The following is a 20570-nucleotide window of genomic DNA, read 5'->3' on the forward strand; positions in this document are numbered from 1 at the left end:
CGCCGGGGGCGGGGAGCCCGGGCTCCGCGGCGCGGCCCGTCACAGGAGGAACCCCGCCCCGAGGGCGTCGTACGGGTCGACGGTGAAGGTGTGCTCGCCGGTGCGGTAGGCGGTGCCGGTGACCTCGGTGATCCCGCCGTCCAGGATCCGGCCGGTGAACACCGTGCCCGTCACCGACTCGTGTAGCAGGTCCTGCCCCTCCCCCAGCCGCCCGTCCCGCGCGAGCAGCGCGAGCCGGGCGCTGGTGCCGGAGCCGCAGGGACTGCGGTCGGTCTGTCCGTCGGCGAAGACGGTGACGTTGCGCTGGTGCGGCCCGAACGGCGTGTCGGGCAGCTCCTCGTACAGCACCACCCCGTACACCCCGGACAGCAGCGGCCCGTCCGGGTGCCAGGTGGCGGGGTGGGCGGCCAGCGCGGCGCGGATCTCCCGGCCGGCCCGCACCAGCCCGGGCAGCGCGGCGCGGGTCACCTCCAGGCCGAGGTCCCGGGCGGCGACGGAGGCGTAACAGGCCCCGGCGTGGGCGATGTCCGCCTCCGCGAGGCCGAGCGAGGTGGCCACGGGCACCTTGCGGGCGGCCACCCGGGCCGGGACGTTGCGGAAGGTGACGCCCGTGGTGCGGCCCCCGTCGCGGTGGACGGTGGCGGCGACCCGGCCCGACGGCACGTCGATGCGCACCTGGACGTCCCCGTCGTGCGGCGCCGGGACGCGCCCGGTGTCCACCGCCCAGGCGCCGAGCGCCATGGTGCCGTGGCCGCAGGCGGTGGAGTACCCGTCCTTGTGCCAGAACAGGACCCCGAAGTGGGCCCCGTCGTCGTCCGGCGGGACCACGAAGCCGCCGTACATCCCGGCGTGCCCGCGCGGCTCCTGCACCAGCAGGCGCCGTACGTCGTCCAGCGCGCTCGGCCGGGGCGCGGTCCCCGAGCCCCCGGTGCCGATGGCGGTGGCGCAGCGTTCGGCGACGGTGTCCCCGGGCGCGGGCGGGACGCCGGATCCGGCGCCGTCGGTGAGGTCGACGATGCGGAAGGGTTCCCCCGCCGTGTGGTAGTCGGTGGTGCGGACGGTGCGGACGGCGCTCACAGCAGGAACCCTCCGGGGAAGGGGTCGGCCGGGTCGAGGAAGTACTGGGCGGTGCCGGTGATCCAGGCCCGCCCGGTGACTGCGGGGACCACGGCCGGCCGGCCCCCGACGGTGGTGCGCGCGGTGAGGCGGCCGGTGAACTCGGTGCCGATGAAGGACTCGTTGACGAAGTCGGCGCCCAGCTCCAGCAGGCCCCGGGCGTGCAGCTGGGCCATGCGGGCGCTGGTTCCCGTACCGCACGGCGAGCGGTCGAACCAGCCGGGGTGGATGGCCATCGCGTGCCGGGAGCGCCGGGCGTCGGAGCCGGGGGCGGCGAGGTAGACGTGCTTGACCCCGGCGATCGAGGGGTCCTCGGGGTGGACGGGCCGGTCGGGGCCGGCGTTGACGGCCTCCATGACGGCGAGGCCCGCGGCGAGCAGGTCGTCCTTGCGGGAGCGGTCGAAGGGGAGCCCGAGGGCGTCCAGTTCGACGAAGGCGTAGAAGTTGCCGCCGTAGGCGAGGTCGTAGGTGACCGTGCCGAAGCCGGGCACCTCGGCCTTCAGGTCCAGGCCGGCGCCGAAGGAGGGGACGTTGGTGAGGGTGACGGCGGTGGCCGCGCCGCCCTCGACCCGTACGTCGACGCTGACCAGCCCCGCCGGGGTGTCGAGGCGGACCGTGGTGACCGGCTCGGTCACCGCGACCATGCCGGTCTCCACCAGGACGGTGGCCACCCCGATCGTGCCGTGCCCGCACATCGGCAGCAGGCCCGAGACCTCGATGAAGAGCACGCCGAAGTCGGCGTCGGGCCGGGTGGGCGGCTGGAGGATCGCGCCGCTCATCGCGGCGTGGCCGCGCGGCTCGTACATGAGCAGGGTCCGGACGTGGTCCGAGTGCTCGGCGAAGTGGAGCCGCTTCTCGGCCATGGTGGCACCGGGCACGACCCCGACCCCTCCGGTGATCACCCGGGTCGGCATGCCTTCGGTGTGCGAGTCCACCGCGTGGTAGACGTGTCGCGTGCGCATGGGTCTCGGTCTCCCTGAGGGCTAGTTGAGGCCTTCGGCGAGGGCCTTCTCGGTGGCGGCGCGCACCGCCGCCACCGTCTCGCCGGTGAGCGGGAAGCGGGGCGGGCGGGTGGCGCCGCCGGGGCGGCCGGCCAGGTCCATGGAGAGCTTGATGGCCTGGACGAACTCGGTCTTGGAGTCCCAGCGCAGCAGCGGGTGCAGGGCCTTGTACAGCGGCAGTGCGGTCGCCAGGTCACCGGCGACGGCCGCCCGGTAGAGGGTGGCGCAGGAACGCGGCAGGGCGTTGGGGTAGCCGGCGATCCAGCCGACCGCGCCCGCGAGGGCGAGTTCGAGGAGGACGTCGTCGGCGCCGATGAGCAGGTCGAGGCCGGGGGCGAGTTCGGCGATCTCGTAGCCGCGCCGGACGTCCCCGCTGAACTCCTTGACGGCGACGATGCTGCCGTCGGCGTGCAGCCGGGCGAGCAGCTGCGGGGTCAGGTCCACCTTGGTGTCGATGGGGTTGTTGTACGCGACCACGGGCAGGCCGGCGGCGGCCACCTCGGCGTAGTGGGCGCGGACGGTCGCCTCGTCGGCGCGGAAGGCGTTGGGGGGCAGCAGCAGGACCGAGCCGGCACCGGCCTCGGCGGCCTGCTCGGCCCAGCGGCGGGCCTCGGCGCTGCCGTAGGCGGCGACGCCGGGCATCACGCGGGAGCCGTCCCCGGCGGCTTCGACGGCGGTGCGCACCACACGGGCGCGTTCCTCGTCCGTGAGGGTCTGGTACTCGCCGAGGGAGCCGTTGGGGACGACGCCGTCGCAGCCTTCGGCGATCAGCCAGGCCACGTGTTCCGCGTAGGTGTCGTGGTCGACGCTGAGGTCCTCGCGCAGGGGCAGGGCGGTGGCGACCATGATGCCGTGCCAGGGGCGGGTGCGGGTGTCGGGGCGGGGCGCGGGGGTGGGCGCGTGGGTCATGAGCAGACTCCCTTTTGTGGTGTGTGACATTTTACTAGGGGACGCGAGGCGGCCACAAGGGCCGGAGCGGTCCGGATCAGCGGGCGGCGGGCGGAAGTTCGCCGGAACCGGGGACCGGGTCCGGCGGCAGGGCGGCCAGATGGCTCAGCGGGACCGGGCAGGAGAGCGGGCGGCGGTCGGGAGCGGGCTCCTCGCCGGCCAGCGCGGCGACGGCCGGACCGCACATCCGGCCCTGGCACCAGCCCATCCCGGCGCGGGTGAGCAGCTTGACCGTACGCGCGTCCCGGGCGCCGAGGGCGTCGACGGCCTCGCGGATCCGGCCCGCCGGGACCTCTTCGCAGCGGCACGCAGGCGTCGCGTCGGACAGCCAGTCCGTCCACCCCGCGCCGGGGCGGTGCGCGGCGGCCATCGCCGCGGCGAAGGCGCGCAGCCGGGCGCGGCGCCGGATGAGGGCCGCCGGAACCGGGGCGGTAGCTGGGGGGCGCGCGGCGGGCGCGTACGCGGCGACGGCCTGCGCGGCAACGGCGTACGCGGCGATCTCGCCTTCGGTCAGGGCCAGTTGGGCGCCGCCGACGCCGCCGGTCTCGCCGGCGGACCAGACGCCGGGCACGGAGGTGCGCTGCTCCGCGTCCAGTTCCAGGCCGACCGTGCCGTCCGGGGCGCGCAGGGTGGCGCAGCCGAGACCGGTGGCCAGCTCCAGCTGGGGCACGAGCCCGTGGCCCACCGCGAGGGCGTCGCAGGGGATCCGGCGGGCGGTGGCGGGCACGGGGCGCCAGTCCCGGTCGAGGCGGGCGACGGTGACGGCCTCGACCCGGTCGCGCCCGTGCGCCGCCGTCACCGCGTGCCGGGTCAGCAGCCGGATGCCGTGGCGCAGCAGGGCGCTGCCGTACGCGGCGCCTTCGGCGAGCTTGGCGGGGTTGCGCAGCAGGGCCGGGCCCCGGGTGGCGTACGCCGTGTACGAGGCGGCCTCGACGACGGCGGGCACGGTGGCTCCGGCGGCGGCGAGGGAGCCGGCCACCGCGAGCAGCAGCGGCCCGCTCCCGGCGACGAGGACGCGGCGGCCGGGCAGGACGAGGCCGCCCTTGAGCATGGCCTGCGCCCCGCCCGCGCCGATCACCCCCGGCAGGGTCCAGCCGGGGAAGGGCAGTTGGCGCTCGTAGGCGCCGGTGGCGAGCAGCACGGCCCGGGCGGCGACGCTCACCGCGCGCTCCTCGGGGCCCGCGACGGCGTGCAGGGTCCAGCCGCCGTCGCCGTCCGGGACCACCGTCCAGACGTGGTGGAAGGGCAGGTGGCCGATGCGGCCCGCCGCCACGTGGGCGCGCAGGGCGGCTTCGCGGGTGGCGAAGGCCGGCCAGTCGTGGTGCAGGGCCTGCGGGCGGGCCGCGCCCTGGCCGGCGGCGGGGTGGCGGTAGTACTGGCCGCCCGGGCGTTCCCCGGCGTCGAGGAGGGTGACGCGCAGGCCGAGCCGGGCCGCGGTGACGGCGGCGGCGAGTCCGGCGGGGCCGGCGCCGACGATCGCGAGGTCGGCGGGGGCCGGGCCGCGGTGGGGGCGCTCAGACGGCGAGGTCGGCATGTCCGGTGCCCTCCTGGGTGGTGACGGCGTCGCCGGGGCGCGCCGGGACGAGGCAGGCGCGCCGGTTCGGGCGGCCGTTGACGGTGACGAGGCAGTCGTAGCAGGAGCCGATGCCGCAGAACGCCCCGCGCGGGGCGCCGCCTTCGCGGGTGGTGCGCCAGGCGAGGATCCCGGCGGCCCACAGGACGGCGGCGATGGACTGGCCCTCCTGGGCGGGCAGTTCGCGGCCGTCGAAGCCGATCGGGAACGTGGCCTGCGGGGTGCCGCCGACCAGCGAGCGGGGGCTGCGGCGCATCAGGGGTGCTCCTCGGGGGTGTGGTGCCGGGGCGGGGACGCGGGCGGGGCCGCTGACGGGGACGCGGGCGGCGGCTCCCCCGGCTCCTCGAAGCGCTCCGGGCGGAACGGCGCGAGGGGCAGCGGGGGTGCGGCGCCGGTCAGGACCGCCGCGATCAGGGCGCCCGTGGCCGGGGCCAGGCCGATGCCGGCGCCCTCGTGGCCGCAGGCGTGCAGCAGACCCGGGACGCGGGGGTCGGGGCCGATCGCCGGGAGGTGGTCGGGGAGGTAGGGGCGGAAGCCGTGGTAGCTGCGCAGGACCCGTACGCCGGCCAGTACGGGGAACAGCCGGGCCGCCTGGCCGGCGAGGCGGCGCAGGGCCTCGGTGGACGGGCCGCGGTCGAAGCCGACGCGTTCGCGGGTCGCGCCGATCAGGACGGGTCCCGCCGGGGTTCCCTCGACCACGGCCGAGGACTGCAGGGCGGCGGAGTCGCTGGCGACGTCGGCGATGTAGTCGGCGGCGTAGACCTTGTGGCGCACGACGCGGGGCAGGGGTTCGGTGACGAGGACGAAGCCGCGGCGGGGCATGACGGGCAGGGTGGTGCCGGCGAGGGAGGCGATGTGACCGCCCCAGGTGCCCGCCGCGTTGATCACGGCCGGGGCGAGGAGGGTGCGCCGGGACGTGCGGACGCCGACGGCCCGGCCGCCGCGCAGCAGCACCTCGGTGACCTCCTCGCCGAGGTGGCGGGCGGCGCCGGACGCGGCCAGCAGGCGGGCCGCCGCCTGGGCCGGCTGGACCTGGGCGTCCTGGGGGTAGTGGAAGCCGCCCGCCCGGCCCGGGGCCAGGTGCGGCTCCAGCTCGCGCAGTTCGTCGGGCCCCACCTCCGCGGCGAGGACCCCGCAGGCGCGCTGGCCGTCCGCGAAGGCGCGCAGGGCCCCCAGGGTGGTCTCGTCGGGGGCGACGACCAGGCCGCCCTTGGGCTCGTACTCGGTCTGCGCGGGCAAGGCGGCGGCCAGCTCGCGCCAGAGCCTGGCCGACAGGAGGGCGAGGGCGAGTTCCGGGCCCGCCTCCTTGTCGGAGACGAGCAGGTTGCCCTCCCCGGCGCCGGTCGTGCCGCCCGCCACGGAGCCGCGGTCGACCACCGCCACGGAGAGTCCGGAGCGGCTCGCGTAGTAGGCGCAGGCGGCTCCGACGACACCGGCGCCGATGATCACGACGTCCGGGGAGTGGGTCTGGGACACGGGAGTAAGATGTCACATTCTCTAGAAGGGGTGCCGGGCCGGTCCCGCCCCCCGAGGGCATCGGGACCGGCCCGGATCCGGGTCAGCTGCGCAGGGGGCCTTCACAGCTGTAGGAGGACGTCCCCGCCACCTTGTTGGTCCAGATCTCCACCGGGCCGAAGGAGCAGTTCATGTCGGTGAAGTTGTTGGAGACCGGGGCCGTGCGGTCGAGGATGAAGTAGTCGACCGTCTCGGACATGTCCTTGAAGTTCTGGTCGTCGCTGCGCCAGTTCTTCAGGTTCGCGGTGATCCGTCCCGTACAGGTGAAGCGGCGCTTGCCGGGGTCGCCGTTCTCCACGCAGTCCGGGGTGTTGTAGGTGGCCGTGGCGAAGGCGGACTTGACCGAGGCGAGCGCGGAGTCGCGCAGCTGGTCGTTGGCGGTGAAGCTGGTGTTCGGGACGTAGAGCTGGTCCACCTTGGCGATCTGCGCGTCCAGGAAGCGGTCGTAGTCGCGCTGGAGGTAGGTGTCGGAGCCCATCCGGTTGCGCCAGGCGTCGTAGCCCGCCACGTCGTTGGCGCGCAGGCGGCCGTACATCTCGCGCAGCAGGGAGGGCTTCTCGGTCCACAGGAACTCGAAGAACGTGCCCGCGTAGTTGTAGAAGCGGAAGCCGTCGCCGTCGTAGGTGGCGTTGAGCAGTTGCTGGACGCTCATCCGGGGGCCGCCGCCGGATGTGTCGCTCATGATGCCGCGGACCAGGGACTTGCGGACGGCGATGCCGTTGTCGCGGGTGGCGCCGTCGAAGAACTCGGCGGTGCCCTCGTCCATGGCGGTGGTGCGGTCGCCGTCGTACCAGGGGCCCTGGCCGAAGAAGCCGGGGACGGCGAAGCGTCCGTTGAGGTAGTGCGTGTACTCGTGGCGGAAGAGCTCTTCCAGGGTGAGGGAGGAGTCCTGGGGAACGCGGCGCTGGTAGGTGTAGAAGGTGGCGCCGTCCTCGATGTAGATGCCGCCGTTGTTGGTGCCGTAGCCGGTGAGGATGGGGTGGTAGTTCTCGTAGTCGGCGCGGGAGGCGTAGAGCACGATGTTCAGGGTGGTGTTGGGGTCGCCGGCCAGCGGCTGGTCGGTGCCCAGCACGCGGTGGAACTGCGTCTTGACCTGCTTGCTGGCGTAGTAGAGCTGGTCGACGGTGGCCCGGTCGAGGGCGGTGCGGACCTTGATGCCCCCGTTGTCGTAGGTGTAGGTGTACGGGAAGAGCTGCTTCTCGATGTCCTCCTTGCACACCCCGTACGGCTTGCAGGCCTCGTAGAAGTTCAGCCAGGAGACCAGCTTCGCCCACTGCTCGCTGCCGTTGCCCCAGCCGGACTTGACCGGTCCCAGCAGGGCGCCGAGGTCCGCGGTGGTCTGGTCCTTGAGGCCCTCGATCTGGCCGAAGCGGCCGAACTCGCCGAGGGCGTCGCGGGCCACCCAGGCGTTGCCGGTGCCCTTGAGGTGGGTGTAGCCGGCGAAGGCCTTGAAGGCGGCCCGGTAGGCGGGGTCGGCGAGCGCGGCCGCGTGGAAGGCGGCGTCCTGGTTGCCCGGGTAGACGCCGAGGTAGTTGACGGAGAGCGCGGCGAGCACCGCACCGCCCCAGGAGGCGTCGGTGTTCGTGGCCGGGTGGGCCGCGTCCATCGTGGCCAGCACCTTCTTGATGAGGCCGAGCTGGTGCTGGCGCAGGCCCGGGCCCGAGGAGTAGAGCGCCTCGCGCAGGGTGCGGGCGTTGGAGGGGGTGACGTCGAAGGTCCGGGCGGCGCCCCCGAAGTCGTCGATGGCCTTGCGGATCGCGGCCGTGGTCGGGGCGTCGGTGACGTCGATCTCGTCGCGCGAGAAGTCGTGGTAGGCGACCGCGTGCAGGTAGGTGAACATCTCCTCCAGGTGGGAGGTGCCCCGGCCGTCGTGGGCGGCGGCCAGGCCGGATATCCGGCGCGAGACCGCCTGAACGTGGGCGTCCGACATGACGGGCGCCAGGCGCGCGTCCCAGGTCCAGATCAGGCCCCGCAGACAGCCGTCGGCGGTGACGGCCGGGTCGGCGAGGAAGTCCGCGAACTGCTCGGGCGTCAGGCCGGTGATCCCGTCGAGGGTGCAGGGGACGCCGCCCGCGACGCCGCGCGCGGTCGGTGCGGCCTGCGCGGAGGCCGACGCGCGGCTCTTCTCGGCGCGTTCGGCTGACGAGGCGGAGCCGGGCGCGGAGACGGCCGGGGCGGCGCCGGGCACCTTGCCGTCTGCGACGGCCGTGCCGCCGGGGGCCGGGGCGGGGGCCGGGACGAGCGGCTTGGCCTCGGCGAGGCGGTCCACCTCGTCGAAGGGGTTCGGTGCGGCGGCGCCCGTCGCGCCGGGGGCGCCGCCGGTGAGGGCGCCGGGTACCGGGGCGCCGGGTACGGCGCCGGTGGTGCCCCGCTCGGCGGCCTGGGTCACGGCCTGGCCGGCGGTGGCCAGGAGGGTGACCGCCACGGCGGCGGAGAGGAGGGACGTACGCACAGCTCTGTGCTGGGACACCGGATGCTCCTGTTGGGAGGGAGGTGGGGGAAGTGGTGCGCTGACTGCCCTGCTTCACACGGCGTTTGACGGGGATTAACGTGCCGCGATGTGAGCTGTAACATAGTAATGTGAAATTGCACTGACAAGCCCTGTGCGCCCACCAGTTCGGTACTTCTTGAGGGAGCCTCCGTGACCGACACCTCCTCCCGCCTCAACACCGGCAGTCACGACCGGCCGGTATCAGCAGAGTTGTCCCGTTTCATGGCCGGGAACTGGGCGGCCACCCCCCTCCCCGCCGCGGGGCGCGTGCCCGCGTACGCCCTCACCCCGGCCCGCCGCGCCCGGCTGTCGGCGCGCTTCCCGGGCGAGCGGCTGCTGATACCGGCCGGTGAACTGACGGTCCGTTCCAACGACGCCGACTTCCGCTTCCGGCCGCACAGCGCGTACGCGTGGCTGACCGGCCTGACGGGCGAGGACCAGGCCGGCCACGTCCTGGCGCTGGAGCCGTCCGGACCGCACGCCCACGAGGCGGTGCTCTACCTGAGGCCCCGCTCCTCCCGGGCGGACGGCAACCAGGAGTTCTTCCGCGACCGCCGCTACGGGGAGTTCTGGGTGGGGCGCCGCCCCGACCTGGCGGAGGCCGAGCGGCTCACCGGGATCCGCTGCGCGCACCTGGACACCCTGGGCGCGCCGCCCGCGCGCAGCGCCGCCGACGACGCCGCACTCGCCACCGCGCTGTCCGAGTTGCGGCTGGTCAAGGACGCGTGGGAGGTCGACCAGCTGCAAGTGGCCGTGGACCACACGGCGGCCGGGTTCGAGGACGTCGTACGGGCCCTGCCGCGGGCGCTCGCCCATCCGCGCGGAGAACGCTGGATCGAGGGGGTCTTCGGACTGCGCGCCCGGGCGGAGGGAAACGGAACCGGCTACAACACGATCGCCGCCTCCGGCGCCCACGCGGGCATCCTGCACTGGATCCACAACGACGGCCGGCTGGACCGGGACGAACTGCTGCTCCTGGACGCGGGCGTGGAGACGGACACCCTCTACACGGCCGACATCACGCGCACCCTCCCGCTGTCGGGGCGGTTCTCACCGGTGCAGCGGCAGGTCTACGAACTGGTGCTGGCCGCGCAGGACGCGGGCATCGCGGCGCTGCGGCCCGGAGCGAGCTTCGGGGACTTCCACCGGGCGGGGATGCGCGTCATCGCGGAGGGACTCGCGCACTGGGGGGTCCTCAAGCACGCCGAGGGCGACCTGCACCGGCGGTACTCGCTGTGCAGCAGCGGGCACATGCTGGGACTGGACGTGCACGACTGCGCGAAGGCGCGGGCCGAGACGTACCTGGAGGGGGTCCTGGAGGAGGGCCAGGTCCTCACCGTCGAGCCCGGCCTCTACCTGCAGCCCGACGACGAGACGCTCCCGGCCGAGCTGCGCGGGGTGAGCGTGCGCATCGAGGACGACCTGGTCATCACCGCCGACGGGGCGCGGCTGATGTCGGGGGCGTTGCCCCGGACGGTCGCCGGCGTGGAGGAGTGGATGGGCACCCTGCTGGACTCCGCGAACGCCTGACCGGGCCCGGCCCGGGCCCCGCCCACCCCGGAGGGGAGCCGGGGGCTGGGAGGCTGGGGCGGGAGCCGGCGGCGAGGGCGGTGGCCGCGGGTGCGGGTCCGCGACAGGCGGCGGGGCCGGCGTCCGCGGCTCCCCCGGATCCCCGCGCCACCGGGCCACCGGGCCGCCGGGGGGCCGGGTCGCCGGGTCGCCGGGTCGCCGGGTCGCCGGGTCGCCGGGTCGCCGGGTCGCCGGGTCGCCGGGTCGCCGGGGGGCGCCTACGGCAGGACTGCGATGCCGTCCAGTTCCAGCCGGGCCTGCGTGTCCCAGAGCCGGACCACGCCGACCACCGCCATGGCCGGATAGTCCCGCCCCGCCAGCCGGCGCCAGATCCGCCCCAGCTCGGCGGCGTGCCCTCGGTAGTCCTCGACGTCCACCGCGTACACCGTCACCCGGGCCAGGTCCGCCGGGGCGCCGCCCGCCGCCGCGAGGGCGGCCAGCAGATTGGCCAGGGCCCGCTCGAACTGCTCCGGCAGGGTCTCCCCCACGATCGCGCCGGCACCGTCCAGCGCCGTCTGGCCCGCCAGGAACACCAGCCGTCCCCCGGTCGCGGTGACGGCGTGCGAGAAGCCCGTGGCCGGGGACAGCCCCTCGGGATTGATCCGCTCCAGGCTCATCGCGCCGCCACCCCCCGGTAGAGCTCCTTCGCGATGATGGTGCGCTGCACCTCGCTGGCCCCCTCGTAGATCCTGGGCGCCCGCACCTCGCGGTACAGGTGCTCCAGCAGGTGGCCGCGGCGCAGCGCGACCGCCCCGTGCAACTGGACGGCGTGGTCCACGACGTACTGCGCCGTCTCGGTGGCCAGGAGCTTGGCCATCGCCGCCCGCCGCGGGACGTCCGGGGACCCGGCGTCGTACGCGCCCGCCGCCGCGTACACCAGGAGCCGGGCCGCCTCGGTGCGCGTGGCCATCTCCGCGACCCGGTGCGCGACGGCCTGGAGGTCGGCCAGCACCCCGCCGAAGGCCGTACGGGCCGCCGTGTGCGCCAGGGTGGCGTCCAGGGCCGCGCGCGCCATGCCGACCGCGAAGGCGCCCACGCTCGGCCGGAACAGGTTCAGGGTGCCCATCGCCACCCGGAACCCCTGACCGGGCTCCCCCAGTACGTCCTCGGGGCCGACCGGGACCCCGTCGAAGGACAGCGAGCCGATCGGATGCGGCGAGAGCATGTCGAGGGCCTCGCCGCCGAGTCCGGGCCGGTCGGCCGGAACCAGGAAGGCGGTGATCCCCCGCGCGCCCGGCGCCTCACCCGTCCGGGCGAAGACCGTGTAGAAATCCGCTTCCGGGGCGTTGGAGATCCAGCACTTCTGCCCGCCGAGCCGCCAGCCCGCCCCGTCCGGGGCCGCCTCCAGCTCCAGGGCCGCCGCGTCCGAACCGGCACCGGGCTCGCTGAGCGCGAACGCCGCCACCAGCCGGCCCTCCCGCACTCCCGGCAGCCACCGCTCGCGCTGCGCCGGGCTGCCCGCCGCCAGCACCGGGTGCGCGCCCAGCCCCTGCAGGGCCAGCGCCGTCTCCGCCTCCGTGCAACCGTAGGCGAGCGACTCCCGCAGCAGGCACAGCTCCAGCGCACCGGAGGCGAACACCCTCTCCAGCAGTCCCAGTTCCCCGAGCGCCGCCAGCAGCGGCCGGTTCACCCGGCCGGGCTCACCCTTCTCGGCGAGCGGCCGCAGCCGCTCCCGCGACAGGGTGCGCAACCGCGCACACCATTGCTCTTCTTCCGCCCCGAGCGCGAATCCGGCCATCCGAATGCCCCAGTCTTATCGCGTCCTGTTGACTGTCGTCACCATCACGATACGCTCTAGGGGCACCTCCCGGTGGTGAGCCGGGAGACGCACCGCACGGCCGGCTCCACCCGCCCGGACGTCGCAAGGGGGCGAACCCGCCTTGGAGCTCAAGCCTTCCGCTCATGCCGACACCTTTGCCCGCGATCACCTGCCACCCGCCGACGCCTGGCCGGAGCTGCTCTTCGAGCTGCCCGAACTGGCCTACCCGGACCGACTGAACTGCGGCGCCGAACTGCTCGACGCCACCATCGAACAGTGGGGGCCCGACCGCCCCGCCTTCCGCGGCGGCTCGGGCGAGGTCTGGTCGTACGGGGAGCTGCGCGAGCGCGTCGACTCGCTCGCCCACGCCCTCACCGCCGACCTCGGAGTCGTTCCCGGCAACCGGGTGCTGCTGCGCGGACCGACCGGGCCCTGGCTCGCCGCCTGCTGGCTGGCGGTGATGAAGGCGGGCGCCGTGGCCGTCACCGTGCTCGACCGGCAACGGGCCCAGGAGCTCTCGACGGTGTGCTCCATGGCCCGGGTGCAGCACGCCGTCTGCCACACGGACTCCCTCGACGACCTCGTCAAGGCGGAGGTGCCCGGGCTGCGGATCACCGCCTACGGCGGGGAGGGGCCCGATGACCTGCTGCGGCTCGCCGAGGCGCGTCCGGCGCCGTATCCCGCCGTGCAGACCTCCGCCGACGACGTGGCGCTCATCGCCTTCACCTCCGGCACCACCGGCCGCCCCAAGGGCTGCATGCACTTCCACCGTGACCTCCTCGCCATCGCCGACACCTTCTCCCACCGCATCCTGCGGCCCCGCCCCGACGACGTGTTCGCCGGCAGCCCCCCGCTCGGGTTCACCTTCGGACTCGGCGGCCTCGTCGTCTTCCCGCTGCGCGCCGGAGCCTCGGTGCTGCTGCTGGAACAGGCCGCACCCCGGACGCTGCTGCCCGCGCTCGCCGCGCACCGGGTCACCGTCCTGTTCACGGCCCCCACCGCCTACCGATCCATGCTCGACGCCCTCGGCCCCTACGACACGGGCGCCTACGACCTGTCGGCGCTGCGCCGCTGCGTCTCGGCCGGCGAGAACCTGCCCGCCGCCACCTGGCGGGCCTGGCACGAGCGCACAGGACTGCGGATCATCAACGGCATCGGGGCGACCGAGCTCCTGCACATCTTCATCTCCGCCGCCGACGACGACATCCGCCCCGGGACCACCGGCCGGGTGGTGCCCGGCTGGGAGGCCCGCGTCGTGGACCCCGCCGGGCGGCCCGTGCCCGACGGCGAGCCCGGGCTGCTGGCCGTACGCGGCCCGGTCGGCTGCCGTTACCTGGCCGACCCCCGCCAGGCCCAGTACGTACGCGACGGCTGGAACCTCACCGGCGACACATACGTGCGCGACGCCGACGGCTACTTCCGCTACGTGGCCCGCGCCGACGACATGATCATCTCCTCCGGCTACAACATCGCGGGCCCCGAAGTCGAAGAAGCCCTGCTGCGCCACCCGAACGTGAGCGAAGCGGCGGTGGTCGGCCGGCCCGACGAGCACCGCGGCCAGATCGTCGTCGCGTACACCGTCGTCCGGGACGGGGCCGTACTGACCGAAGAGGCCCTGCGCACCCACATGCGGGCCGAACTGGCCCCGCACAAGTGCCCGCGCTCCTTCGTCTTCGTACCGGCGCTGCCCCGGACGGCCACCGGCAAACTTCAGCGCTTCCGGCTGCGCGATCTAGAGTGAACCCGTGGTCGAGCAGCACACTCCGCGATCCCTGATCGTCACGTTCTACGGCGCCTACGGAAGGTCCTTCGAGGGACCCGTACCGGTGTCCGCCCTGGTGCGCCTGCTGGGCGCGGCCGGCGTCGACGCGCCCGCCGTCCGCTCCTCGGTGTCCCGGCTGAAGCGCCGCGGCTTCCTGGTGCCCGCGAAGGCGGCCGACGGGGCGGCGGCCTACGACCTCTCCGAGGAGGCCCGGCTGCTGCTGGAGGACGGGGACCGGCGCATCTACGGCACCCCGCAGGTCTCGGAGGAATGGCTGGTCGCGGTCTTCTCCGTCCCGGAACAGGAGCGGCACAAGCGGCACCTGCTGCGCTCCCGGCTCACCCGGCTCGGCTTCGGCGCGGTGGCCCCGGGGGTCTGGATCGCCCCGGCCCAGCTGGCCCGCGAGACCGGGCACACCCTGGAGCGGCTGCACCTGACGGCCTACGTGGAACTCTTCCGCGGCGCCCACCTCGGCTTCGCGCCCACCGCCGAGGCGGTGGCCCGCTGGTGGGACCTGGCCGCGCTGGCCAAGCAGCACGAGGAGTTCCTCGACCTGCACGAGCCGGCCCTGCGCGCCCTCCAGGACGGCCCCGAACCCACCCCGGAAGCGGCCTACCGCACCTACCTCGCCGCCCTGGACACCTGGCGGCGGCTGCCCTACGCCGATCCCGGGCTGCCGCGCGAACTGCTCCCGGCGGACTGGCCGGGCGACCGGGCCGCGGCGGTCTTCGCCGAACTGCACGCCCGGCTGCGGGACGCCGGCGCCCGCTTCGTGGAGGCGTAGCCCCCCGAGCCGTGCCCGGCGCGCGCCCCGTACCGCGCCCGCCGGTGCGCTGCGAACGTTCATGGTTCCTCCTCCTGCCGGGGCCCCTCCGGGGCCCGGACCGTGTGCGGACCTCCCCGCACACCCCAAGGTCCCAGCCCCCCGCGCCCCACTCCTCCCCCGCGCGGGGGGAGCCTCTCCCCCACGCGGGGGAGAGCCCGCCCGGCACCACCGCACCCGCCCGGACCCGGCCCCGCGGCCGCCGCGAAAACCCGGTGCGCCCGGGCGGGGGCGGCCGTCACGATGGGGCATGACGTGGACCTTCGGTACCGATCTGGCGGCCTACCTGGCCCTCGCCCGCCCGGCCGTGGCGGCGCGACCCGTGTCCGACACCCTCCTGCTGACCGTCACCGACTCCCTGCGACGGCGCGGCCCCCACGCCTACGGCGCCGCCGACCCCGTCTTCGGCTGGTGGACCGGCCCCGACGGGAAGGCGGCCGGGGCCCTGCTGTGCACCCCGCCCTTCCCGCTCGTGCTCGGCGCCCTGCCCGCCGAAGCCGTCCGGGCCCTGGGGCCGCACCTCGCCACCGAGCCGCTGCTCGCCCCGGTCGACGCCGTCAACGCCCGCCGCGCGGACGCGCGGACCCTGGCCGGCGCCTGGGGCAGGCCCACCCGGGTCACCGAGGAGACCCGGCTCCACCGGCTCACCGCCCTCGCCGCCCCCGACCCCGCCCCGTCCGGACGGCCCCGGCCCGCGCGGACGGCGGACCTGCCCCTGCTCCTGCGCTGGACCGAGGAGTTCACCAGGGAGCTGGGCGAGCCCGGACGCGCCTCGGAGGGCGCCCTGCGCGACCGGGTCTCCTACGGCGGCGTCCTGCTCTGGGAGGAAGCGGGCCGCCCGGTGTCCCTCGCGGGCTTCTCCCGCCCCCTCGGCGGCGCGAGCCGTGTCGGCCCCGTCTACACCCCGCCCGCGGCCCGCCGCCACGGGTACGCGGCCGGGGTCACCCACGCCGCGACCGCGGCCGCGCGCGCCGCCGGCGCGCGCGAGGTGCTGCTGTTCACCGACGTCGCCAACCCCACCAGCAACGGCGTCTACCGCCGGCTCGGCTACGCCCCGCTGGAGGACCGGGTCCGCCTGGAGGCGCTCTGACCGCCCCCGCGCCCCGCGGGGCCGGTCAGCCCTTGCCCGTCGGGGGCCTGCGGCTGCCCGCCCGGTACGGCGCGGGCCACGGCGCGCCCGGCCCCTCGTACCCCTGCTCGGCAGCCGCGTGCAGGGTCCAGTGCGGGTCGTACAGGTGCGGACGGCCGAGCGCGCACAGGTCGGCCCGCCCGGCCAGCAGCAGGGAGTTGACGTCGTCCCAGGAGGAGATGGCGCCGACGGCGATGACGGGCACGCCGAGCGCGTTGCGGATCCGGTCGGCGTAGGGGGTCTGGTAGGAACGCCCGAATTCCGGGTCCTCGTCCGCGACGACCTGCCCCGTGGACACGTGGACGGCGTCCGCTCCGTGTGCGGCGAAGGCCGCGGCGATCCCCTCCGCGTCCTGCGGGGTGGTGCCGCCGGGCGCCCAGTCGGCCGCGGAGATCCGGACCGTCACGGGGCGCCGCGCCGGCCAGACCGCCCGGACCGCGTCGAAGACCTCCAGCGGGAAGCGCAGCCGGTTCTCCAGGGAGCCGCCGTAGGCGTCGGTACGGTGGTTGGTGAGCGGGGACAGGAAGCCGGACAGCAGGTAGCCGTGCGCGCAGTGCAGTTCGAGCAGGTCGAAGCCGCATTCGACGGCCCGTACCGCGGCCGCGGCGAAATCGGAGCGGACCGCGGCGAGGTCCCCGGCCGTCAGGGCGCGCGGAACGGCGGACACGCCCGGCTTGTAGGGCAGCGCGGAGGCGGCGCCCAGCGGCCAGTTGCCCTCGGGCAGCGGTTCGTCCATGCCCTCCCACATGACCCGCGTCGAACCCTTGCGGCCCGCGTGGCCGAGCTGGACGCCGAGGGCGGTGCCGGGCGCGGAGGTGTGGACGAAGTCGGCGATCCGCTTCCAGGCGGCCGTCTGCTCCGCGTTCCAAAGGCCCGCGCAGCCGGGGGTGATCCGGCCCTCGGGGCTGACGCAGACCATCTCCGTGAGGACCAGTCCGGCCCCGCCCAGGGCGCGCTGGCCCAGGTGCACCAGGTGGAAGTCGCCCGGTACGCCGTCCCGCGCCGAGTACATGTCCATGGGCGCGACGACCACCCGGTTGCGCAGGGTCAGCCCCCGCAGGGTGAACGGCGTGAACATCGGCGGGGTTCCCGCCGCTTCGGACGCCGCTTCGGGCGCCGCTCCGGACACCACTTCGGACGCCCCCGCTTCGGACGGCGTCCCGGTCCCGCCCGCGGCCGCCTCTTGCGGGCAGCCGAACTCCCGTTCCACCGCGCGCGTGAAGCGGGCGTCGCGCAGCCGCAGGTTCTCGTGCGTCACCCGCCGGCTGCGCGTGAGCAGGTTGAAGGCGAACTGCCGGGCCGGCTGGCCGACGTACCCCTCGATCTCCTCGAACCAGCGCATGCTGGCGGCCGCCGCCCGCTGGGTGCTGGCCACGCCGGGCCGCCGCGCCGCCTCGTACGCCGCGAGGGCCCCCGCCGGGCCGCCGGACGACACCTGCGCCAGTGCCTCCGAGAGCGCGAGCGCGTCCTCGACGGCGAGTTTGGTGCCGGAGCCGATCGAGAAGTGGGCCGTGTGCGCGGCGTCGCCGAGCAGCACCACGTTCCCGTGCGACCACCGCTCGTTGACGACGGTGCGGAAGCGGGTCCAGGCGGACCGGTTCCCGCGCAGCGGCCGTCCGCGCAGCGCGTCGGCGAACAGCTTGGCGCAGCGCGCGGCGGACTCCTCCTCGTCGCACAGGTCGAGGCCCGAGGCCCGCCACACCTCCTCCCGCATCTCCACGATCACGGTCGAGGAGTCGGCGGAGTACGGGTACGCGTGCAGTTGCGCCACACCGTGCGCGGTCTCTGCGATCTCGAAGCGGAAGGCGTCGAAGGCGAAGTCGGCGGCCAGCCAGATGTAGCGGCACCGGCCTTCGGTCACGATCGGGCGGAAGTGCGCGGCGCCGCTCCCCCGGGTCGCGCTGTGCACCCCGTCCGCCGCGACGACCAGGTCGTACGTCTTCGCGAGCTCCCACGCGTCGGGCGCCGGCGTGCGGAAGCGGAGCCGGACCCCGAGGCCCGCGCAGCGTTCGTGCAGGATCTCCAGCAGCCGGCGCCGGCCGAGCGCGGCGAAGCCGTGGCCGCCGGAGGTGAGCAGCCGGTCCCGGTGGACGACCTCCACGTCGTCCCAGCGCACGAACTCGGCGCCGAGGGCGGTGTGGACGGCGGTGTCGGCCCGTTCGATGCCGCCCAGGGTGTCGTCGGAGAGGACGACGCCGAAGCCGAAGGTGTCGTCGGGGGCGCCCCGTTCCCACACCTCCACCCGGTGTCCCTGCCGGGCGAGCAGCGCGGCGGCGTACAGTCCCCCGGGTCCTGCGCCGAGGACGGCCACGCGCACGGCGCTACCTGCCCTTCCACTGGGGCGGCCGCTTGCCGGTGAAGGCCGCGTGGAACTCCGCGTAGTCCTCGCCGTGCATGAGCAGCGCCTGGGTGTTGGCGTCGAGTTCGACCGAGGCGGCCAGCGGCATGTCCAGCTCGGCCGTCAGCAGGGCCTTGGTCTGGGCGTGGGCGAGGGCGGGTCCGGCGGCGAGGCGGGCGGCCAGTTCGGCGGCCCGCGCATCGGCCTTGCCCTCGTCGACGAGCTCGCTGAGCAGGCCGATCCGCTCGGCCTCCGCCGCGCGTACGGGTTCTCCGAGCATCAGCAGCCGGGTGGCGTGGCCGAGGCCGACGACGCGGGGCAGCAGGTAGGCGGCGCCCATGTCCCCGCCGGAGAGGCCGACCCGGGTGAAGAGGAAGGCGAAGCGCGCGGTGGGGTCGGCGATGCGGAAGTCGGCCGCGAGGGCGAGCACCGCACCGGCTCCGGCAGCCACCCCGTGCACGGCGGCGATCACCGGGAAGGGGCATTCGCGGACGGCCCGGACCACTTGGCCGGTCATCCGGTTGAAGTCGAGGAGCTGGGCCGTGTCCATGGCGAGGGTGGCGCCGATGATCTCGTCCACGTCGCCGCCGGAGCAGAAGCCCCGGCCCTCGCCCGCGAGCACGAGGGCGCGGACGGAGCGTTCGCGGGAGAGTTCGGCGAGCAGGTCGCGCAGGTCGGCGTAAGCGCCGAAGGTGAGCGCGTTCAGCTTCTCGGGGCGGTCGAGGGTGACGGTGGCGACGCCGTCCTGCCGGGTCACCCGCAGGTGGCGCCACTGTCCTGTCGCTGGGGTGGAACCGGTGAAGGGGCTCACGGGAACGACGGTATCACCGGTTGGTGACCGCCGTCAGGAAAACGCGACAGCGACGCTTCGGCGCGCTTCGGCCGGGGTGCCCTGCGGCTCCGGATTTCCACTTCGTATCGTTGAAAGGAGGAATTCCCTTCCGCTTCACCAGACCGCCCCGTCGAGGACGCCGCCCCGACCCCGCCCCGACCCCGCCCCGAACCCGCCTCGCCCCCGCCCCCGCCCCGAACCCCGGAACGGACGGACCGCCTTGCCCGACGCCTCCGCCTGGCGGATCGCGCTCCCCCACACGACCGCCGCCGTGCCGCTCGCCCGCGCCCTGGTCCGCAGCGCCCTCACGGACACCGGGCCGGCCGCCGACCCGGACACCGCGGAGCTGCTGACCGCCGAGCTGGTCGCCAACGCCGTCGAGCACACCACCGGGGGCGCGCCGATCGAGCTGGTCGTGGAGCTGCTGGCGAACGGCTGCCAGGTCGAGGTGCACGACGGGGACCCCCGGCCGCCGGGCGATCTCACCACCCGCCGCGACGACACCCCGCCCGACCCCTGGCAGGAGCACGGCCGGGGCCTGCTGCTGATCCGCGCCCTGAGCTCCGCCTGCGGCCACCGGCGCACCGAGCGCGGCAAGGCCGTCTGGTTCACCCTGCCGGCCTGCGCCGCACCCGCCTGAAACGCGCCCGCCGGGACGGGCCCGCCGGGGCTCGTACCGTCCGCTACGCGCCGGGCTTCGCGAGCAGCGCGACGAGCACGGCCTTGATGGTGTGCAGCCGGTTCTCGGCCTCGTCGAAGACGACGGAGTGCGCCGATTCGAACACCTCGTCCGTGACCTCCAGCGAGTCCAGGCCGTGCCGCTCGTGGACCTCCCGGGCCACCTTGGTGCCCAGGTCGTGGTAGGCGGGCAGGCAGTGCATGAACTTCACGTCCGGGTTCCCGGTCGCGCGCAGCACCTCCATGGTGACGGCGTACGGGGCGAGGGCCGTGATCCGCTCGTCCCAGACCTCCTTGGACTCCCCCATCGAGACCCAGACGTCGGTCGCCACGAAGTCGGCCTGCGCCACGCCCTGCGCGACCTCCTCGGTCAGCGTGATGCGCGCGCCGCTGGTCAGCGCCAGCTCCCGGGCCCGCGCCACCACGGCCGCGTCCGGCCAGTACGCCTCGGGCGCGACGATCCGTACGTCCATCCCCAGCAGGGCGCCGGTGATCAGGTAGGAGTTGCCCATGTTGAAGCGGGCGTCGCCGAGGTAGGCGAAGGCGAGCCGGTCCAGCGGCTTGGCGCTGTGCTCGGTCATCGTGAGCACGTCGGCCAGCATCTGGGTGGGGTGCCAGTCGTCGGTGAGGCCGTTGAAGACGGGCACGCCCGCGTGCGCCGCGAGCTCCTCGACCGCCTCCTGGCTGTCGCCCCGGTACTCGATGCCGTCGAACATCCGCCCGAGCACCCGCGCGGTGTCGCGGACGGACTCCTTGTGGCCCATCTGCGATCCGCTGGGGTCGAGGTAGACGGTGTGGGCGCCCTGGTCGGCGGCGGCCACCTCGAAGGCGCAGCGCGTGCGCGTCGAGGTCTTCTCGAAGATCAGCGCGATGTTCTTGCCCTGGAGGCGGCGCCGCTCGGCCCCGGCCTTCTTCGCGGCCTTCAGTTCGGCGGCGAGGTCGACCAGACCGCGGAACTCGGCGGCGGTGAAGTCGAGCTCCTTGAGGAAACTGCGGCCGAAGAGGTCGGTGGCCATGGGTGACGCTCCAGAGGGGT

General features: G+C 75.0%; 17 protein-coding genes. 5 read left to right on the forward strand and 12 right to left on the reverse strand.

The annotated features are described in order from the left end of the window. Nucleotides 1-39: 39 nt before the first annotated feature. The 7 genes from ACGFXC_RS30635 to ACGFXC_RS30665 form a co-directional block, all read right to left on the reverse strand. Nucleotides 40-1077 carry a proline racemase family protein gene (locus ACGFXC_RS30635; RefSeq protein WP_393718121.1) on the reverse strand — a complete coding sequence of 346 codons (1038 nt, stop codon included), beginning with the start codon at nucleotides 1075-1077 and terminating at the stop codon, nucleotides 40-42. Next, nucleotides 1074-2078, reverse strand: a complete 1005-nt coding sequence (locus tag ACGFXC_RS30640; RefSeq protein ID WP_393718122.1) for a proline racemase family protein — start codon at nucleotides 2076-2078, stop codon at nucleotides 1074-1076. The genes ACGFXC_RS30635 and ACGFXC_RS30640 overlap by 4 nt, the downstream gene beginning before the upstream one ends. 21 nt (nucleotides 2079-2099) lie before the next feature. Next, the gene (locus ACGFXC_RS30645) at nucleotides 2100-3026 is read right to left on the reverse strand and encodes a dihydrodipicolinate synthase family protein (RefSeq protein WP_393718123.1); all 927 of its coding nucleotides are present in this window, start codon (nucleotides 3024-3026) and stop codon (nucleotides 2100-2102) included. A gap of 76 nt (nucleotides 3027-3102) precedes the next feature. Beyond that, nucleotides 3103-4599, reverse strand: coding sequence for an NAD(P)/FAD-dependent oxidoreductase (locus ACGFXC_RS30650; RefSeq protein ID WP_393718124.1), 1497 nt, complete (start codon nucleotides 4597-4599; stop codon nucleotides 3103-3105). Next, entirely contained in the window at nucleotides 4580-4894 is a 315-nt protein-coding gene (locus tag ACGFXC_RS30655; RefSeq protein ID WP_393718125.1) for a (2Fe-2S)-binding protein, read from the reverse strand. Before ACGFXC_RS30655 ends, ACGFXC_RS30650 begins: the two co-directional genes overlap by 20 nt. Continuing rightward, nucleotides 4894-6114 carry an NAD(P)/FAD-dependent oxidoreductase gene (locus ACGFXC_RS30660; protein WP_393718126.1) on the reverse strand — a complete coding sequence of 407 codons (1221 nt, stop codon included), beginning with the start codon at nucleotides 6112-6114 and terminating at the stop codon, nucleotides 4894-4896. Before ACGFXC_RS30660 ends, ACGFXC_RS30655 begins: the two co-directional genes overlap by 1 nt. 82 nt (nucleotides 6115-6196) lie before the next feature. Continuing rightward, entirely contained in the window at nucleotides 6197-8623 is a 2427-nt protein-coding gene (locus ACGFXC_RS30665) for a collagenase (RefSeq protein WP_393718127.1), read from the reverse strand. Between the two features lie 171 nt (nucleotides 8624-8794). Between ACGFXC_RS30665 and ACGFXC_RS30670 the strand changes: the two genes are divergently transcribed. Next, nucleotides 8795-10174 (forward strand): aminopeptidase P family protein, encoded by a 1380-nt coding sequence (locus tag ACGFXC_RS30670; protein WP_393718128.1) that lies wholly within the window; start codon nucleotides 8795-8797, stop codon nucleotides 10172-10174. A gap of 257 nt (nucleotides 10175-10431) precedes the next feature. Here the strand turns inward: ACGFXC_RS30670 and ACGFXC_RS30675 are convergent, their stop codons facing one another. Next, entirely contained in the window at nucleotides 10432-10830 is a 399-nt protein-coding gene (locus ACGFXC_RS30675) for a RidA family protein (RefSeq protein ID WP_393718129.1), read from the reverse strand. After that, entirely contained in the window at nucleotides 10827-11951 is a 1125-nt protein-coding gene (locus ACGFXC_RS30680) for an acyl-CoA dehydrogenase family protein (protein WP_393718130.1), read from the reverse strand. The genes ACGFXC_RS30675 and ACGFXC_RS30680 overlap by 4 nt, the downstream gene beginning before the upstream one ends. Nucleotides 11952-12093: 142 nt before the next feature. Between ACGFXC_RS30680 and ACGFXC_RS30685 the strand changes: the two genes are divergently transcribed. The 3 genes from ACGFXC_RS30685 to ACGFXC_RS30695 all read left to right on the forward strand — a co-directional run bounded on the left by ACGFXC_RS30685 (nucleotide 12094) and on the right by ACGFXC_RS30695 (nucleotide 15647). Further along, nucleotides 12094-13713: an AMP-binding protein gene (locus ACGFXC_RS30685; protein ID WP_393718131.1), complete on the forward strand. Its 1620-nt coding sequence runs from the start codon at nucleotides 12094-12096 to the stop codon at nucleotides 13711-13713. 4 nt (nucleotides 13714-13717) lie between these two features. Continuing rightward, nucleotides 13718-14518, forward strand: coding sequence for a PaaX family transcriptional regulator C-terminal domain-containing protein (locus tag ACGFXC_RS30690; protein ID WP_393718132.1), 801 nt, complete (start codon nucleotides 13718-13720; stop codon nucleotides 14516-14518). A 289-nt stretch (nucleotides 14519-14807) separates the two neighbouring features. Beyond that, nucleotides 14808-15647, forward strand: coding sequence for a GNAT family N-acetyltransferase (locus ACGFXC_RS30695; protein ID WP_393718133.1), 840 nt, complete (start codon nucleotides 14808-14810; stop codon nucleotides 15645-15647). Between the two features lie 25 nt (nucleotides 15648-15672). On the opposite strand, the gene ACGFXC_RS30700 is transcribed toward ACGFXC_RS30695, so the two are convergent. After that, a complete protein-coding gene (locus tag ACGFXC_RS30700; RefSeq protein WP_393718134.1) occupies nucleotides 15673-18003 on the reverse strand; it encodes a bifunctional salicylyl-CoA 5-hydroxylase/oxidoreductase in 2331 nt (776 codons plus the stop codon). A 4-nt stretch (nucleotides 18004-18007) separates the two neighbouring features. Next, complete coding sequence (locus ACGFXC_RS30705) at nucleotides 18008-18835, reverse strand: enoyl-CoA hydratase family protein (RefSeq protein WP_393718135.1); 828 nt, start codon at nucleotides 18833-18835, stop codon at nucleotides 18008-18010. 241 nt (nucleotides 18836-19076) lie between these two features. On the opposite strand from ACGFXC_RS30705, the gene ACGFXC_RS30710 reads away from it, so the two are divergent. Then, a complete protein-coding gene (locus tag ACGFXC_RS30710) occupies nucleotides 19077-19496 on the forward strand; it encodes an ATP-binding protein (protein WP_393718136.1) in 420 nt (139 codons plus the stop codon). A 43-nt stretch (nucleotides 19497-19539) separates the two neighbouring features. Here ACGFXC_RS30710 and argF read toward each other — a convergent pair whose 3' ends face one another. Next, nucleotides 19540-20550 (reverse strand): ornithine carbamoyltransferase, encoded by a 1011-nt coding sequence (gene argF / locus ACGFXC_RS30715; protein ID WP_393718137.1) that lies wholly within the window; start codon nucleotides 20548-20550, stop codon nucleotides 19540-19542. Between the last annotated feature and the right edge of the window lie 20 nt (nucleotides 20551-20570).

The organism is Streptomyces sp. NPDC048507, from assembly GCF_043199995.1.
Lineage (GTDB): Bacteria > Actinomycetota > Actinomycetes > Streptomycetales > Streptomycetaceae > Streptomyces.